The sequence below is a fragment of the Streptomyces sp. NPDC029041 genome (assembly GCF_040637515.1).
Classification (GTDB): Bacteria; Actinomycetota; Actinomycetes; order Streptomycetales; family Streptomycetaceae; genus Streptomyces.
In genome coordinates, this window is record NZ_JBEZWO010000001.1 from 347202 (window position 1) to 361509 (window position 14308).

Sequence of the window (14308 nt, forward strand, 5' to 3'; positions counted from 1 at the left end):
GGAACCGCCCGGGCGAGGGCCCTAGATGCCGGGCAGTTCCAGATCGATGTCGAAGTCCCTGGCCGGTGCGGTGGGACCGGCGGCCCGGGAGGTGAGCCAGGCGTGGTGCGCCCCCACGCGCCGCCCGTCGGGGCGATGCCCCATGTCGAGGTCCCGCAAACGGCGCAGGGCGCTCTCGACGAGCCGGGTCGCCTCGCCCGGCCGCCCCGCCGACGCGAGGGTGGCCGCGAGGGAGTTCTCCGCGGCGGACACCCAGGCGTGACTGTCGCCGAGCCGGTCGGACAGGAGGTTCAGCGCGGCCCGGCCGATGGCCTCCGCGTCCTCGACGGCACCGCAGGCCCGCAGGTACACCGCGTGCCGGACCCCGGCCAGTGCGGCGTAGGGGTGCCAGGCGCCGAGGGTGCTCTCCAGGGCCCGGCCGCACAGGCGGGCCTCGTGTTCGGCCTCGTCGTGCTTGCCGAGTGCGTGCAGGTCGGCGGCGAGGCTGAAGCGGCAGCGCAGGGTGTCCAGGTGGCCTGCGCCGAACCGGCCGGTGGACTCGGCCAGCACGCGCCGGTCCCGTTCGAGGGCCTTCTCGTAGCCGTAGACCCTCTCGTGGGGGCGGGCGGAGTTGTAGGTGATGCGCCGTTCGCTGACGGCCAGGCCGAGTTCGATGTTCAGCCGGGTGCCGGTGGCGATGTCGCCGTGCCGGTGCAGCCACTGCCGCAGCAGGTCCTGGGACTCCGCGTCGCGGCCCAGGGTCCGGTAGACCCAGGCGAGCAGGTCGGCGGACCGCCAGACGGCCGGGTCGTCCTCGCCGCCGACTCCCTGGCGGTAGCGGAACCGGGCGAGGAGCCGGGCCAGGGCGTCGGGGGCGCGTCCGCTCAGGGCCTCCGTGAAGGCGAGGTTGTGCTCGGCCTGCACGGTCGCGGCGTGCTGCGGCCCGAGCAGCAGGGTCAGGCCCTCCAGGACCGGACGGGCCTGGAAGAGCGCGTCGGAGAACCTGCCGAGGGAGCGCAGGTTGGCGCCGTAGGAGTCGGCGGACAGCAGGGTTCGCGGGTGCAGGGGGCCGAGCAGCCGGCGGTGGCCGCGCAGGGCCTGCTCGGACAGCCGGCGGGCCGGTTCGTAGGCACCGGTGAGGCGGTGGGCCCGGGCGGTGAAGTTGAGCAGGCGCAGGTACTCCGGTGACGGGTCGTCGTCGTCCGCCGGTGCCCAGGAGGCCTGCGCGCGCTCGGAGATGTCGAGCAGGCGGGCCAGGTCGGCGGTCTCGCCGCGCTGGCTGAGGGCGTTGAGGTGGCGCAGCAGGGAGCGCCGGACACGGGGGCGGTGGTCCTCCCACAGGCGCAGCGAGTACACCTCGCGGGCCCAGTCGGCGCTCAGGCCGCGGTTCTCGTCCGGGGTGTACTCGGCGAGGGTGCCGCGCAGCACCTGCTCGATGTGGGTGCGCTCGGCCGGATCCACGCCGGCGCGCAGGGCGTCCCGTACGGCGTGGTGCTGGCCGAGGGGCTGGTCGGGCCGGTCGAAGTCGACCTCCAGGAGGCCGACCCTGGACAGGGCCCACAGGGCGACGCTCACCATGTGTTCGTCGGGCATCCGCGTGTCGGCGGGGACCCGCCGTGCCGGCGCACCGTCCGCGCTGTCGTCGCGGGCGAGTTCGGAGAGGATGCGCCGCGATCGCAGCAGCTCCAGACCCATGCCCCGGCCGGTGAGCAGGGAGGCGGCGTTCAGCAGCCAGCCCAGGGCGTCGCTCGCAGGGCTCTCGGCGCGCCAGGCTGCGGCGCCCGGGGTGTGCAGCACGGTCTGCCGCGCCACCCGCACCATGACCGATACCGGTGGGGCGGTGCCCTCCTGTTCGAGGAGGGCCTGCTGGGCGGTGCGGTACTCGGCGAGGAGGTACGCGACGGCGGCCCGGGCCGCGGCCTGGTCGCCCATGCTGTCGTCGCGCCGGTGGGCTGCGGCGCGTTCGGCGAGGCAGAGGGCGGCGATGCGCAGGGCGAGCGGGACGAAGCCGAGGACCTGGCCGACCCGCTGGGCCTGTTCCTCGTCGATCTCGGTGAGCCGTTCGCCGAGGACGGCCCGGCATTCGGCCGGTGACATGGGCGGCAGGGAGAAGGCCGCCATGCCGGGCGTGGCCGGCGCGCTGCGGCTGGTGATCAGCACGTGGCCGCGGGAGTGCGGGGTGGGCAGCAACTCCTGCAGTCCGTCGGGGGAATCGGCCCCGTCGTAGACGAGCAGCCAGCTCTGTGTGTCGGTGCGGGAGAGGTGCTCGAACAGCGCCGGGGAGGCGCCGTCGCCGGTGGTGACCAGGTCGAGCCGGCCGGCCAGCCGGGTCAGGCCGCGGCGGGCGCGCGGGATCTCCCAGGAGCGCACCCACCACACGACGTCGTAGGCGGAGCCGAAGCGGTGGCACAGTTCCCGGACGATCTCGCTCTTGCCCCAGCCGCTCGCGGCGTGCACGACCAGCGGGGTGCGGTCCCGGCCCGCCGCGTGCAGGTCTTCCAGGAGGCCGCCGAGGACGTCGTCGCGGCCGACGAAGCCGCTGTAGCGGGGGGCCACGTTGGTGACGGCGGGCAGCCGGGGGAAGCGGGCGCCGGGCGTGCCGTCCGTCGGGGGCGGTGCGCCGAGGCCGAGCCCGGCGTACAACCGCCGTACGGCCTCGTCCTCGTCGGTGCCGCGCAGGTCGATGCGCTCGTGGTGGGCGGCACCCGGGTCGGGGAAGGGCTCGTCGGCCAGGACGATCCGGACGTCGGGGTGGGACAGCGCGGCGAGCTGGGCGAGGGCGGCGTGGTCCATGTCCGCCGGGGAGAGGAAGAGCAGCGCGGTGCCGGGGGCCGGCCGGTCACCGGAGTAGGCGTCCAGGGGGCGCAGTTCGGTGCGGATGCCGCCGCGCCGGAACTGGTCCTCCAGCCAGGCCGCCCAGGGCGCGTGCCGCTGGGAGTGGACGAGGGTGACCCGGCTCAGCGGCAGCGGACGCCGGTGGCGGAGCCAGTCGGCGAGCCGTTCGTAGTAGGGGCGCAGCCCCGTCACGGAGCCCTCCGGCTCGCTCTCCACGGCGAGTTGCCGGGCGTCGAGGTAGAGCGGGTGGTACGGGACTTCCAGGAAGGCGACCTCGGAGGTGCGGGAGGCCCGCGTCAGGGGACCGAACTTGCGGCGCACCCGTTCGCGCGCGCCGCGCAGCCGGTCGTGCGACTCGACGTTGCTCTTCAGGCCGAGGGCCAGCACCCGCACGGGCCGGTCGGACCGGCCGCCGCTCATCTGCTCGGCCAGCGCTGCGGCGCCGTCGATGGACCAGGCCGTCATGGCGAAGCAGAGCACGAGGGAGTCGGCCAGGGAGCCGAGTCTGCCCTCGGCCTGCGTGCCGATCGCGTCGGGCAGCGGGGCTTCGACGAGGACGTGGTCGTAGGCGAGGGCCCGGGAGTCCGAGGTGAGGGCGAGGAGGGAGGCGGCGTCCGGACGGGCGGCGGAGTGGACTCGCCCGGGTTCGGGCTCGGGCACCGGGGCACCCTCCGGCGTGCCGGTCGCCCGGCCGTCCACGATCAGGACGCTGCGGTTGCCGGCGGCCAGCAGGTCCGCGACGTTGTGCACCGTCGTGCTGACGCCGAGGTTCTCCGCGGTGGAGCAGAAGAGGGCGAACCGTCCCGAGCGGTCGGCTGCGTGGAGGTCGGGCATGGCCACTCCGCTTCGGACGGCAGGTGCTGGACGGTGGGGGCACGACAGTCAGGGACGGTCAGTATAGGACGGGTTGCCCCTGATCAGACGGTTTCGCGTAAGGGCCGCGTCGGCGCGTGGGCCGGTCATTGGCTCTCGTTGTGGCCGGTGACGAAGGGTTCGTCCGGGTCCCCGCCGGTGCGCAGCCGGCGCAGGGTCTCGCCCAGCGCGGAGGGTGGCAGCGCGGCGAGGTCGTCGAGCGGCACGCCGGTGAGGTCCAGCACGACGGACTCCAGTGCGGCCTCGTCCCGCTCGGCACCCGCTTCCTCGAGCTCTGCCATGGCCCATCCTCCGCGGTGCCCGACGGACCGCCGTCGTGGCGGCTCTCCACGCCCGGCGCCTGCGTGTCCCGGGACTCGGTGTCCAGTGTTGACGTCCCCACGGGGTGCCGCGGGAAAACGGCGACTTTCGGGCGGTGGCGGCCCGGACGACGGATTCTCGATGTTGACGGTGTGTCACCGGCCCCGAATACTGGGCCCACTGGCGTGGACCGGCCGGACGGGCACGGGCCGGGCGGCATGCGAACCGGGGGGTGCGTATGAATCGGCTGCGCCATGCGGAGCCGCCGTGGCCGGTCGCGGCCGACGTCGCGGCCAGGGAGGCGGCCGGCTGGGTGCCCGCGCCGTTCCACTCCTTCGTCCTGAAGGTGCACAGCCGGTGCGACCTGGCCTGCCGGTACTGCTACATGTACCGCTCACAGGACCGGAGTTGGCGGGAACAGCCGCGCGCCATGGCGCCGGAGACGGTGGACCGCACGGCCGGGCGCATCGCCGAGCACCTCACGGCGCACGGGGGGCGCGAGGCCGGTGTGGTGCTGCACGGGGGTGAGCCGCTGCTGGCGGGTGAGGCCGCTCTGGGACGCGCCGCCTCCGTCCTGCGGGCCGCGGCAGGTCCCGGAGTGCGGCTGCACCTCACGCTCCAGACCAACGGGGTACGGCTGACCGAGCGCTGGCTAGACCTGTGCGCCGAGCACGGCATCCGCGTCTCGGTCAGCCTGGACGGTGACCGCGCGGCGCACGACAGACACCGCCGTGGCGCGGACGGGCGCGGCAGCCACACCCGGGTCGCCGACGCCGTGCGCCGGCTGACCGAGGGGCCCCATCGCCAGTTATTCGCGGGCCTGTTGTGCGCCATCGACCTGCGCAACGACCCGGTGCGCGCTTACGAGCACCTGCTGACCTATCGCCCGCCCGCCGTGGACTTCCTGCTGCCGCAGGGCAATTGGCACACTCCCCCGCCCGGGCTGGGCCCGGGGACCCCGTACGCGGACTGGCTGTGGCGGGTGTTCGAGCGGTGGTACGGGGCCGGGCGGCGGGAGACCCGGGTGCGGTTGCTCGAGGACATGATGGCGCTGCTGCTCGGCGGGTCCCCTCAGACGGAGGCGCTGGGCTTGGCCCCCGTGCGGTACGCGGTGGTCGAGACGGACGGTTCACTCGCCCAGGACGACACACTGCGCACCGCGTATCACGGCGCCGTCCGGACGGGACTGCACGTACGGCGCGACTCCTTCGACGCGCTGCTGCGGCATCCGGGCGTGGCGGCCCGGCAGTGGGGCGTCGACGGCCTGTCCGCGCAGTGCCGCGGCTGTCGGCTGCGGCTGGTGTGCGGGGGCGGTCACTACGCCCACCGCTACCGTGCGGCCACCGGCTTCGCGAATCCCAGTGTCTACTGCGCGGACCTGGCCGCTCTGATCACGCGGGTGCGGGGGCGGCTGGCCGCGGACCTGGACCGGCTGCGCACCGCCGCGGCGGAAGCGGCATGAGGGGGCCCGTGCCGCTGCGTGTGCCCGGCAGGCTCTTCACCGCGCTCGCTACGGGCGGCGGCGGGGCCGACGCCCTGCGCCTGCTGGCCCGTGCCGAGCACAGCCGCCGACTGGCCTGCGCACTGGCGGTGAGGCGGGCCGCCGGTGCGGCCGGCGGAGACGTGGCCGACGCGGCCGCTCGGGCGTGGGACCTGCTCGCGACCGCCCATCGGGCCGATCCCGGGGCCGTGGGCGCGGTCCTGTCCCATCCCTCGGCGGGCACCGCCCTGACGTCCCTGCTGGCCCGGCTGGACCGGGTCGTCGAGGGCGGGAGCGGTGCGGCGTGCGCGCCACCGGTCCACTGGTTCAGCGCCCTGGCCGCGGCCGCCGCGGTCCGCGCGGGCGTGCCCGGCCGGGTGCGGTGGCCGATGACGACGGACCAGGTCTTCCTGCCCTCGCTCGGCGGGGCGCGCTTCCCGGGTGCCCGGCCCGGTGACCTGGCCGAGGTGGTGGTCGACGCCGGGGGCGGGGCCCGGATCGGGGTGGCGGGGCGCGCTTCCCCGCCCGGCCCGGTCGAGGTGCCGTCGGCTCCCTCGGGGCCGTCGGGCCGGTGGCGGGCGGCCCACCCGCTCGTGGTGTCCGGCACCGGTGCGCCGCTGCTCCTGGACGACGCCGACCCGCTGCGCTTCCCCGGCGTCCCGGAGACGCCGCTGGGGCTGACCCCGGGCGACCTGCACCGGTGGGAGGCCACGGCACGGGAAGCCTGCCGTCTGCTGCGGGACCACCATCCGGGAACGTACGCCGAACTCGCCGCCGGCCCGCGCACGTTGGTCCCGGTCGACCGACCGGGCAGCTTCAGCGGCAGCAGCGCGGAGGCGTTCGGCGCCATGGCCCTGTCCCGGCCGCGCTCCGCGCGGGGCCTGGCGCTGTCCATGGCCCACGAGATGCAGCACGGCAAGTTCGCCGCGGTGCTTCACCTGTTCGACCTCTTCGAGCCGGACGGCGAGGAGCTCTACTACGCTCCCTGGCGCCCCGATCCGCGCCCCCTGCTCGGCCTCTTCCACGGGGCCTACGCACACCTGGGCGTGGCGGAGTTCTGGAACCGGTGCCGGGACGTGGAGCGAAACGCCGGGGAACTGGCCCTGGCGGAGGCTCAGTTCGCCCGCTGGCGGACGGGCGCCCGGGAGGCCACGGAGGTCCTGCTGGCCTCGGGCCGCCTCACCGCCCTCGGGCAGCACTTCGCGCAGACGATGCTGAGCACGCTCGACGCCCTGTGCCGGCTCCCGGTCCCGGCCGAGTCCCGCCGCCGCGGCATGGCACTGGCCGCCGAACACCGTGCGCAGTGGGTCCGCAGGAACGGGGTGCCGCAGGCGCAGCTGATCTGACGGGACCTGACTTACCTGCCTGCGAACGCAGTCGGGTGGGTGGCGCACGCCACCCACCCGTTGCGTCGGCACGGCCGCAGGACTTCCTCAGGACTGCGGACGGCTGCCGTGGTTCGCGCCGTTCTTGCGGCGGGCCTTCTTCTTACGACGTCGCTTCGAGGACATCGAACCTCCTCTTTCCGGCTTGCGGGTCACTGTCCACCGGGTTGTCGCGTCCGGTGATCAGAGAGCGCCTTTCCAGCCGTGGCTACGGCAAACACACACGAAGCGGATGCACATGGGTGGCCCACATCAGGCGCTGGTTCCCCGCCTGCCCCCACAAACAATCAAGAGGCCGCTCGGATCACTCCGATACGACCTCTGACCTGCGACTCTTACAAGTCGGGACGACAGGATTTGAACCTGCGACCCCTTGACCCCCAGTCAAGTGCGCTACCAAGCTGCGCCACGTCCCGTTGCGCCTCGCGCGGGTGAATCCGCGTGATCACGCAGGTCAACCCTACCGCATGGGCGCCCGCTACCCGACCCGCTCCGCCACTCGTTCTCCGTCCCGCTCACCGATGCGTTCCCCGTCCCGCGCCGCCGGCCGCTCCGGGCGCCGGGTCCATCCCGACAGACCCACCGTCGAGACGGCCACGGCGAGAACGGCCCACCAGGGCAGTCCTGCCGTGGTGGCCAGGCCCGCGAAGGCCGCCACCGCCAGGAGGGCCGTGACCACACCTCCGGTCAGTTCGGCTCGCCGGGCGGATCGCCCCCGCGTCTGATCCACGTCCTGCTCCCCCTTCGCCCGCACGCCCACACGCCCCGGCCATCGCGAGCCGCAGGGCATATGCCGCAAACAATACGCGAGTCGGCGGGAACTCCCGACCAGGGCATAGGGGTTGAGACGGACAACGGGGACGGGGGCGGTGTGGTGACGGCCGGCGTCGGGGCAGGCCCCGGCGCGAGCCGGATCGACGAAGTGTCCGCCCGGCCCCGCCGGCACCCCACACTTCGTCGAGGCCGTTCCCCCGTCGGCCAGGACTAGGGTCGCCGCATGACGCACAGCTTCCTACTCCGCATCCCCGACGCCGAGCTCGAACCCGAGCCCCTCGCGCCCGAGCAGATCGTCTCCGGGACGCCCGAGGTGACCGGGAAGGTGGTCTGGGAGTCGGAGGACGGCCGTCAGGTGCGGGGCATCTGGCAGATCACGCCGGGCGTGGTCACCGACACCGAGGCCGACGAACTGTTCGTCGTGATCAGCGGGTCGGCGACGATCGAGGTCGAGGGCGGTCCGACGCTCACGGTCGGGCCGGGCGACATGGCCGTGCTGCGCGAGGGCGACCGCACGACGTGGACGGTGCACGAGACCCTGCGCAAGGCGTACGCGATCAACCTCTGAGCCGGATGCGCCCTCAAGGCACCGGCGCCGTCGTTCCGCGGATCTCCAGGGTGGGCGTGGTGAGTTGTACCCGACCCGCGCCACCCGCGCCCTCGAAGCGCTCCAGGAGGCACCGGGCCGCGCGGCGGCCGATGTCATGGCTCGTGCTGTCGACCGTCGTGAGCCACACGTGCCGCAGGCGGGCGATGCCGGTGTTGTCGTAGCCGACGACGGACAGGTCGTGCGGGACGCGCAGGCCCAGTTCCCCGGCCGCCGAGAGCGCGCCGATGGCGGCGATGTCGTTGACGGCGAAGACGGCCGTGGGCCGCTCGGGGCGGCCGAGCAGCCGGACGGTCGTGCGGTAGCCGCCCTCCTCGGTCATGTCGCTCGGCTCGATCACCACCTGATCGGCAAGGCCGTGCCGGCGCATCGTCGCCTCGAAACTCCGGCGCCGCAGCTCGCCGACCGCGCCGTATCCCGCGATGTGCGCGATGCGGCGGTGCCCGAGTCCGATCAGGTGCTCGGCGGCCAGCCGGGCGCCCCGTTCGTCGTCACCCGACACGACGTCGACACCCGGCGGCGCCGGTTCGCGGGAGCCGGCCAGGACGACCGGGATCCGCCCGGCCACCTCGCCGAGGGCCGCCGGGTCGGGCAGTGTGCCCACCACGACCAGGCCGTCGACGCGCAGGTCCAGCAGCGGGTCGGCCGGGTCCTGGCCGGAGCGGCGGTTGAGACGGGCGTCGGCCAGCAGCATGCGCAGGCCGTTGGCGTGCAGCAGGGAGTTGAGAACGTCGAGGAGGTCCACGAACCAGGGGTTGCGCAGGTCGTTGAGGAGGACACCGACGATGGGGGTCCCCCCTGCTCGAGCGGAGCCGAGAGCTTGGGGGAGGGTGCGCTGTTCGCTGAGGCTGCGGGCGGCGGCGTTGGGCCGGTAGCCGAGCTCCCGGGCGGCCCGGAGCACGGCGTCCCGCTTCTCGGGGCGGACCTGGTCGGAGCCGCGCAGGGCGAGGGAGACCAGCGACTTGGAGACACCCGCCCGCTCGGCCACGTCCCGGATCGTCGGCGGTCTCATGGGGTGGACCGTTCCATGGGGCGGCGCGACTTGTCAAAGGCTTGACAGCGTCGGTGAACCCCGCTCAGGGTGACCTGGACAGATTCTGGAACGGTCCAAAGAGGGGCTCTCATGGTGGACACGCTCGGCGTCGCCGTCATCGGATTCGGCTGGATGGGGCGGGTTCACACCCAGGCGTACGCGCGCGTGCGGCACCACTATCCGGGGCTGTCCCTCGTCCCGGAGCTGATCACGGTCGCGGAGGAGGTGCCGGGCCGGGCGGAGGAGGCCGCCGCGCAGTTCGGGTTCGCCTCGACGACCCGGGACTGGCGCGAGGTGGCCGCCGACCCCCGGGTGCGGGCGGTCAGCATCACCGCGCCCAACTTCCTGCACCGCGAGATCGGCGTCGCCATGGCCGAGGCGGGCAAGCACATCTGGATCGAGAAGCCGGTGGGTCTGACCGCCGAGGACGCCGGCACGGTCGCGGACGCGGTCGCGAAGGCCGGTGTGCAGGGCGCGGTGGGCTTCAACTACCGCAACGCACCCGCCGTCGAAACGGCCCGCGAGCTGATCGCCACCGGGGAGATCGGCGCCGTCACGCATGTGCGCATCCGGCTCTTCAGCGACTACGCGGCGCATCCCGAAGGCGCACTGACGTGGCGCTACGAGCGGGAGCGGGGCGGCAGCGGTGTGCTGGGCGATCTGGCCTCGCACGGCGTGGACCTGGCCCGGCATCTGCTCGGCGACATCACGTCCCTGACGGCCGACACGGCGATCTTCCTCCCGGAGCGGGCCCGCCCGTCCGGTGCCACTGCCGGCCACAGCCGCGCCGTCGGCGGTGAGGTCGGCCCGGTGGAGAACGAGGACTACGTGAGCTGCCTGCTGCGCTTCGCCTCCGGGGCGCGCGGTGTCCTGGAGGCCTGCCGGGTCTCCGTCGGCGAGCAGAACAACTACGGCTTCGAGGTGCACGGGACGAAGGGCGCGGTGTTCTGGGACTTCCGCCGCATGAACGAGCTGGGGGTCAGCCGCGGTACGACGTACCAGGACCAGTCCGTCACCACGGTCTACGCCGGCCCGGGCGACGGGGAGTTCGCCGCGTTCCAGCCGGGCGCGGCGAACGCCATGGGGTACGACGACCTGAAGGTCGTCGAGGCGTACCGGTTCCTGCGGTCGGTCGCCGAGGGCACCCCGTACGGGGCGACGCTCACGGATGCCGTGCACAGTGCGGCCGCGCTGGACGCCATGGCGCGCTCGGCGCACAGCGGGAGCTGGGCGGAGGTCAGGGGGCGGGACTGACGCCCGGTCGCTGCATCCGTCGCCCCAGGGCGACCTTCACCGGGACGAGGACGAGCCACAGCCACATGATCCTCGGGCCCGCCACGAGGGCCAGGGGGACGCTGGCGAGGAAGACCGCCACCGACGTGGCGCTGTCCAGGAGGTAGAGCGTGGTCGCCGCCTCGGACGGCGTGGCGTGGCGCAGCCAGGGGCGCTTCGCGAGGACGGCGGCCACCGCCAGATGACAGGCGCCCAGCGCGGCGACGGCGCCCGAGTACACCGCCACCGACACCGGCTCAGACCCGTACTCGGCGAGCAGCCGGGTCGGGAAGGGCACGAGGGCCGTGACGCCGAGGCCGACCATCGAGATGCCGATCACCTGGCCGTCGATCTCCCGGACGTCCTGGAAGATCCGCCGGTGGGCCCGCCAGAAGGTCCCCAGCACCGCGACGCTCAGCGCGTACGCCCCGATGTCCGGGAGCAGGTCGCGCAAGGCCCTGCGGTATGCGGCGGGGTCGAGCTCCCGGGGCACGGAGAGGTCCAGGACGAGCAGGGTGACGGCGATGGCGAACACGCCGTCGACCAGGGTCACCAGCCGCTCGGGGCCGCCGTCCGGGCGTGAGATCCACATGGGCCCGACGGTAGGGGCGGGGCCGGGTGTCCTCCCGCACCCACGCCCGGCGCCGCCCACGGATCACACGGCCGCCTGCGGTGGCATGTTGTACGGCGTCACCACCTGGATCGCCGAGGGCAGGGTCACTCCTGCCGGGGGCAGCGCGTCATGGGCCCGCATGACGGTACGGCAGGCCTCGCGAACGTCCTGGCGCAGGTCGTGGTGGAGCACGGCGGACAGGCGGTGCTCGCGCAGCAGGCGCGTGTTGTCGTGGTCGAGGTCGTGGGCGATGAACACCGCGCAGTCGCGACCCAGGTCGTCGAAGGCCCGCAGCGTGGCGATGTTGCCGCCGCCGATCGAGTACACCGCGCGGATGTCCGGGTCGCGTTCCAGCGCGGCCCGGACGAGGTCGTACTGGGTGGTGTCCAGACCCTGCCCCTCGGCGATCTCGACCAGGGTGCGCTCCGGGTGGCGGGCGCGCATGGCGCTGCGGAAGCCCATCTCGCGTTCCTCCTCGTTGCGGAAGAACCCGCTGCTGAGGCTGGTGAGGATGTTGCCCGGGCGCTCCCCCAGCCACTGGCCCATCAGGTACGCGGCTGTCGCGCCGGCCGCCCGGTCGTCTATGCCGACGTAGGCGAGCCGGGCGCTGGCGGGCAGGTCGGTCACCAGCGTCACGACCGGGACGCCGGCGGCTTCGAGCCGGCCGACCGCGGCGGTGATCTCGGGGACGTCCGGGGCCTTGAGGATCACGCCCTGCGAGCCGCGCCGGGCGATCCGGTCGAGGGTCCGCACCAGTTCCGCGGCCGGGCCGGTCTCGCGGAAGTAGAAGCGGGAGCGCAGCACCGCCGGACGCAGGGACGGCAGCTCGGCCTCCAGGGCCGCGCGGATGGCGGTGGTGAACCGCTCGGGTGCCTGCATCACGATGTCGACCATGAACGTCCGGCCGACGAGCCGCACCTGGGTGCGCTGCCGGTCGAGATCGGCGATGGCCTGGCGGACCTCCCGCGCGGTGCTCTCCCGCACCCCGCCCCTGCCGTTCAGCACCCGGTCGACGGTCGCCTCGCTCAGGCCCGCCTGACGGGCGATCTCCCGGATCGGGAACGGGTGTCCCATACGCCGGCTCCTTGAGGGGTTTTTGATGGCTCGCTGCTGGTTGTTCGAGGGGTTTGTACTGACAAGAATGACAGGGCTGCGTCGCTCCGTGACCCCGAAGGGACGACGATGTCCTTCACTTCCGTGCACCACCGCGCCTGGCTGTCCGAGCAGGAGTGCGATCTCGACGCGTTCCGCGCGCTGGTCGAGCAGGCCACCGATCCCGCCGACTATCCGCACGCCTCCGCGGTGGAGTGCGACGTGCCCGTCTACGACTGCGGACTGCTGGAAGGCGACCGGGTGGTCCAGGCCGAGCTGGTGCGGGCGCTCGCCGAGGGGCCCGGCATCGTGGTCTTCCGCGGCGCTTTTCCCGACCCCGGGATCGTGGACCGGGTCACCGGCGTCTTCGAGGCACTGATCGCCGAGCAGCGCGCCTCGGGCTCGGCTGCCGGTGACCACTTCGCCGCGCCGGGGGCCAACGACCGGGTGTGGAACGCGCTGGAGAAGACGGCCCTCTACGACCCGGAGGCGTTCGCCGACTACTACGCGAACGACATCCTGGCGCTGGTCGCCACCGCCTGGCTGGGCCCCGGCTACCAGGTCACCTCCCAGCTCAACGTGGTCAACCCGGGCGGTGCCGCGCAGACCGCGCACCGCGACTACCACCTCGGCTTCCTGTCGAACGAGGCCGCCGCCGCCTATCCGGCGCACGTGCACCGCCTCTCCCCCGTGCTGACGCTGCAGGGCGCGGTCGCACACTGCGACATGCCGGTGGAGTCGGGGCCGACGATGTACCTGCCGCACTCGCAGAAGTACGAGCCGGGCTATCTCGCCTGGCGTCTGCCGGAGTTCCGGGCGTACTTCGACGCGCACCGGGTGCAGCTGCCGCTCGCCAAGGGCGACGCCGTGTTCTTCAACCCGGCCCTCTTCCACGCGGCCGGCACCAACCGCTCGGCCGGCATCCGGCGGATGGCCAACCTGCTGCAGGTGTCGTCCGCGTTCGGCCGTGCGATGGAGACGGTGGACCGGGAGGCGGTGGCCAACGCGGTGTACCCGGTGCTCCTCGCGCGCACGTCCCAAGGCGCCGACCAGGCGTGGCTGGAGCAGGTGATCGCGGCGAGCGCCGAGGGCTACCCCTTCCCCACCAACCTCGACAGCGACCCGCCGGTCGACGGCCTGGCCCCGCCCTCGCAGGCGGACCTGGTGCGGCGGGCCCTGCGCGAGGCGTGGACGCCGCAGGCGCTCCGGGCGGAGCTGCGGGCCGGTGCCGAACGGCGAGAGAGCTGAGGAACTCGATGGGACTTCTCGACGACAAGGTCGCCCTGGTCAACGGTGGCAGCCAGGGGGTCGGCGCGGCCATCGCCCGGGCCGCGGTCCGCGAGGGCGCGGTCGTGGCCGTCACCGGCCGGCGCCCCGGGCCGGGCGAGGCCCTGGTGGCGGAGCTGACCGAAGCGGGCGGCAAGGCGCTGTACGTCCGGGCGGACCTGTCGGACGCCGAGCAGGCGAAGGCCTCCGTGGCCCGGGTCGTTCAGACATACGGCCGCGTCGACTGCCTGGTCAACTCCGCCGGCCTGACGTCCCGGGGGACGTTGCTGGACACCACGCCCGAGTTGTTCGACCAGCACATCGGGATCAACCTCAAGGGCCCGTTCTTCGCGATGCAGGCGGCGGTGGCGGACATGGTGGGGCGTGAGGCACCCGGCACGATCGTCAACATCATCACGTCGTCGGCGCACGGCGGGCAGCCGTTCCTCGCGCCCTACGTCGCCGCCAAGGCGGGGCTCATCGGGCTGACCCGCAACGCCGCGCACGCCCACCGCTGGGACCGGGTCCGGATCAACGGGCTCAACATCGGCTGGACGGCGACCGAAGGCGAGGACGCCACGCAGAAGACCTTCCACGGGGCCGGGGACGACTGGCGCGACAGGGCCGCCGCACAGCTTCCCATGGGCAAGCTCGGCCAGCCCGACGAGATCGCCGACTTCGTGGTCTTCCTGCTGTCGGACCGGTCCGGGGTGGTCACCGGGTCGATCATCGACTGGGATCAGAACGTTCTGGGCGGCCTCGACTAGAAATCTGCCGCGCTTTGTCCGTCTGTCGCGTG

At 73.7% G+C, this 14308-nt stretch carries 12 protein-coding genes and 1 tRNA gene; 6 read left to right on the forward strand and 7 right to left on the reverse strand.

Going from position 1 to position 14308, the window contains the following annotated elements:
- Positions 1-21 precede the first annotated feature (21 nt).
- Positions 22-3648 (reverse strand): FxSxx-COOH system tetratricopeptide repeat protein, encoded by a 3627-nt coding sequence (fxsT, locus tag AB0F04_RS01420; protein ID WP_362036501.1) that lies wholly within the window; start codon positions 3646-3648, stop codon positions 22-24.
- Between the two features lie 125 nt (positions 3649-3773).
- The gene (gene fxsA, locus AB0F04_RS01425; protein WP_053671563.1) at positions 3774-3968 is read right to left on the reverse strand and encodes an FxSxx-COOH cyclophane-containing RiPP peptide; all 195 of its coding nucleotides are present in this window, start codon (positions 3966-3968) and stop codon (positions 3774-3776) included.
- Between the two features lie 257 nt (positions 3969-4225).
- On the opposite strand from fxsA, the gene AB0F04_RS01430 reads away from it, so the two are divergent.
- Complete coding sequence (locus AB0F04_RS01430) at positions 4226-5449, forward strand: FxsB family cyclophane-forming radical SAM/SPASM peptide maturase (RefSeq protein WP_362036503.1); 1224 nt, start codon at positions 4226-4228, stop codon at positions 5447-5449.
- A complete protein-coding gene (locus tag AB0F04_RS01435; protein ID WP_362036505.1) occupies positions 5446-6813 on the forward strand; it encodes an HEXXH motif domain-containing protein in 1368 nt (455 codons plus the stop codon). The genes AB0F04_RS01430 and AB0F04_RS01435 overlap by 4 nt, the downstream gene beginning before the upstream one ends.
- 381 nt (positions 6814-7194) lie before the next feature.
- On the opposite strand, the gene AB0F04_RS01440 is transcribed toward AB0F04_RS01435, so the two are convergent.
- Both AB0F04_RS01440 and AB0F04_RS01445 read right to left on the reverse strand, forming a co-directional pair.
- A tRNA-Pro gene (locus AB0F04_RS01440) sits at positions 7195-7268 on the reverse strand.
- Positions 7269-7330: 62 nt separating this feature from the next.
- A complete protein-coding gene (locus tag AB0F04_RS01445; RefSeq protein ID WP_362036507.1) occupies positions 7331-7582 on the reverse strand; it encodes a hypothetical protein in 252 nt (83 codons plus the stop codon).
- A gap of 267 nt (positions 7583-7849) precedes the next feature.
- Here AB0F04_RS01445 and AB0F04_RS01450 point away from each other — a divergent pair, with 267 nt between their 5' ends.
- Positions 7850-8194: a cupin domain-containing protein gene (locus tag AB0F04_RS01450; RefSeq protein WP_362036509.1), complete on the forward strand. Its 345-nt coding sequence runs from the start codon at positions 7850-7852 to the stop codon at positions 8192-8194.
- A 13-nt stretch (positions 8195-8207) separates the two neighbouring features.
- Here AB0F04_RS01450 and AB0F04_RS01455 read toward each other — a convergent pair whose 3' ends face one another.
- Positions 8208-9245: a LacI family DNA-binding transcriptional regulator gene (locus AB0F04_RS01455; RefSeq protein ID WP_362036511.1), complete on the reverse strand. Its 1038-nt coding sequence runs from the start codon at positions 9243-9245 to the stop codon at positions 8208-8210.
- Positions 9246-9356: 111 nt separating this feature from the next.
- On the opposite strand from AB0F04_RS01455, the gene AB0F04_RS01460 reads away from it, so the two are divergent.
- Complete coding sequence (locus AB0F04_RS01460; RefSeq protein ID WP_362036513.1) at positions 9357-10520, forward strand: Gfo/Idh/MocA family oxidoreductase; 1164 nt, start codon at positions 9357-9359, stop codon at positions 10518-10520.
- On the opposite strand, the gene AB0F04_RS01465 is transcribed toward AB0F04_RS01460, so the two are convergent.
- Together AB0F04_RS01465 and AB0F04_RS01470 are read right to left on the reverse strand one after the other, a co-directional pair.
- The gene (locus tag AB0F04_RS01465; RefSeq protein ID WP_362036514.1) at positions 10504-11130 is read right to left on the reverse strand and encodes a TMEM175 family protein; all 627 of its coding nucleotides are present in this window, start codon (positions 11128-11130) and stop codon (positions 10504-10506) included. The genes AB0F04_RS01460 and AB0F04_RS01465 overlap by 17 nt on opposite strands.
- 63 nt (positions 11131-11193) lie before the next feature.
- Complete coding sequence (locus AB0F04_RS01470; protein WP_362036516.1) at positions 11194-12225, reverse strand: LacI family DNA-binding transcriptional regulator; 1032 nt, start codon at positions 12223-12225, stop codon at positions 11194-11196.
- 108 nt (positions 12226-12333) lie between these two features.
- Here AB0F04_RS01470 and AB0F04_RS01475 point away from each other — a divergent pair, with 108 nt between their 5' ends.
- Together AB0F04_RS01475 and AB0F04_RS01480 are read left to right on the forward strand one after the other, a co-directional pair.
- Complete coding sequence (locus tag AB0F04_RS01475) at positions 12334-13491, forward strand: phytanoyl-CoA dioxygenase family protein (protein ID WP_362036517.1); 1158 nt, start codon at positions 12334-12336, stop codon at positions 13489-13491.
- Positions 13492-13499: 8 nt separating this feature from the next.
- Complete coding sequence (locus AB0F04_RS01480) at positions 13500-14276, forward strand: SDR family oxidoreductase (protein WP_362036520.1); 777 nt, start codon at positions 13500-13502, stop codon at positions 14274-14276.
- Positions 14277-14308: the final 32 nt, after the last annotated feature.

Excerpts from the sequence above, each read along its gene's own strand:
- fxsT (WP_362036501.1), bottom strand. The coding sequence starts at position 3,648 with ATGCCCGACCTCCACGCAGCCGACCGCTCGGGACGGTTCGCCCTCTTC.
- fxsA (WP_053671563.1), bottom strand. The coding sequence starts at position 3,968 with ATGGCAGAGCTCGAGGAAGCGGGTGCCGAGCGGGACGAGGCCGCACTG.
- AB0F04_RS01430 (WP_362036503.1), top strand. The coding sequence starts at position 4,226 with ATGAATCGGCTGCGCCATGCGGAGCCGCCGTGGCCGGTCGCGGCCGAC.
- AB0F04_RS01435 (WP_362036505.1), top strand. The coding sequence starts at position 5,446 with ATGAGGGGGCCCGTGCCGCTGCGTGTGCCCGGCAGGCTCTTCACCGCG.
- AB0F04_RS01450 (WP_362036509.1), top strand. The coding sequence starts at position 7,850 with ATGACGCACAGCTTCCTACTCCGCATCCCCGACGCCGAGCTCGAACCC.
- AB0F04_RS01455 (WP_362036511.1), bottom strand. The coding sequence starts at position 9,245 with ATGAGACCGCCGACGATCCGGGACGTGGCCGAGCGGGCGGGTGTCTCC.
- AB0F04_RS01460 (WP_362036513.1), top strand. The coding sequence starts at position 9,357 with ATGGTGGACACGCTCGGCGTCGCCGTCATCGGATTCGGCTGGATGGGG.
- AB0F04_RS01465 (WP_362036514.1), bottom strand. The coding sequence starts at position 11,130 with ATGTGGATCTCACGCCCGGACGGCGGCCCCGAGCGGCTGGTGACCCTG.
- AB0F04_RS01470 (WP_362036516.1), bottom strand. The coding sequence starts at position 12,225 with ATGGGACACCCGTTCCCGATCCGGGAGATCGCCCGTCAGGCGGGCCTG.
- AB0F04_RS01475 (WP_362036517.1), top strand. The coding sequence starts at position 12,334 with ATGTCCTTCACTTCCGTGCACCACCGCGCCTGGCTGTCCGAGCAGGAG.
- AB0F04_RS01480 (WP_362036520.1), top strand. The coding sequence starts at position 13,500 with ATGGGACTTCTCGACGACAAGGTCGCCCTGGTCAACGGTGGCAGCCAG.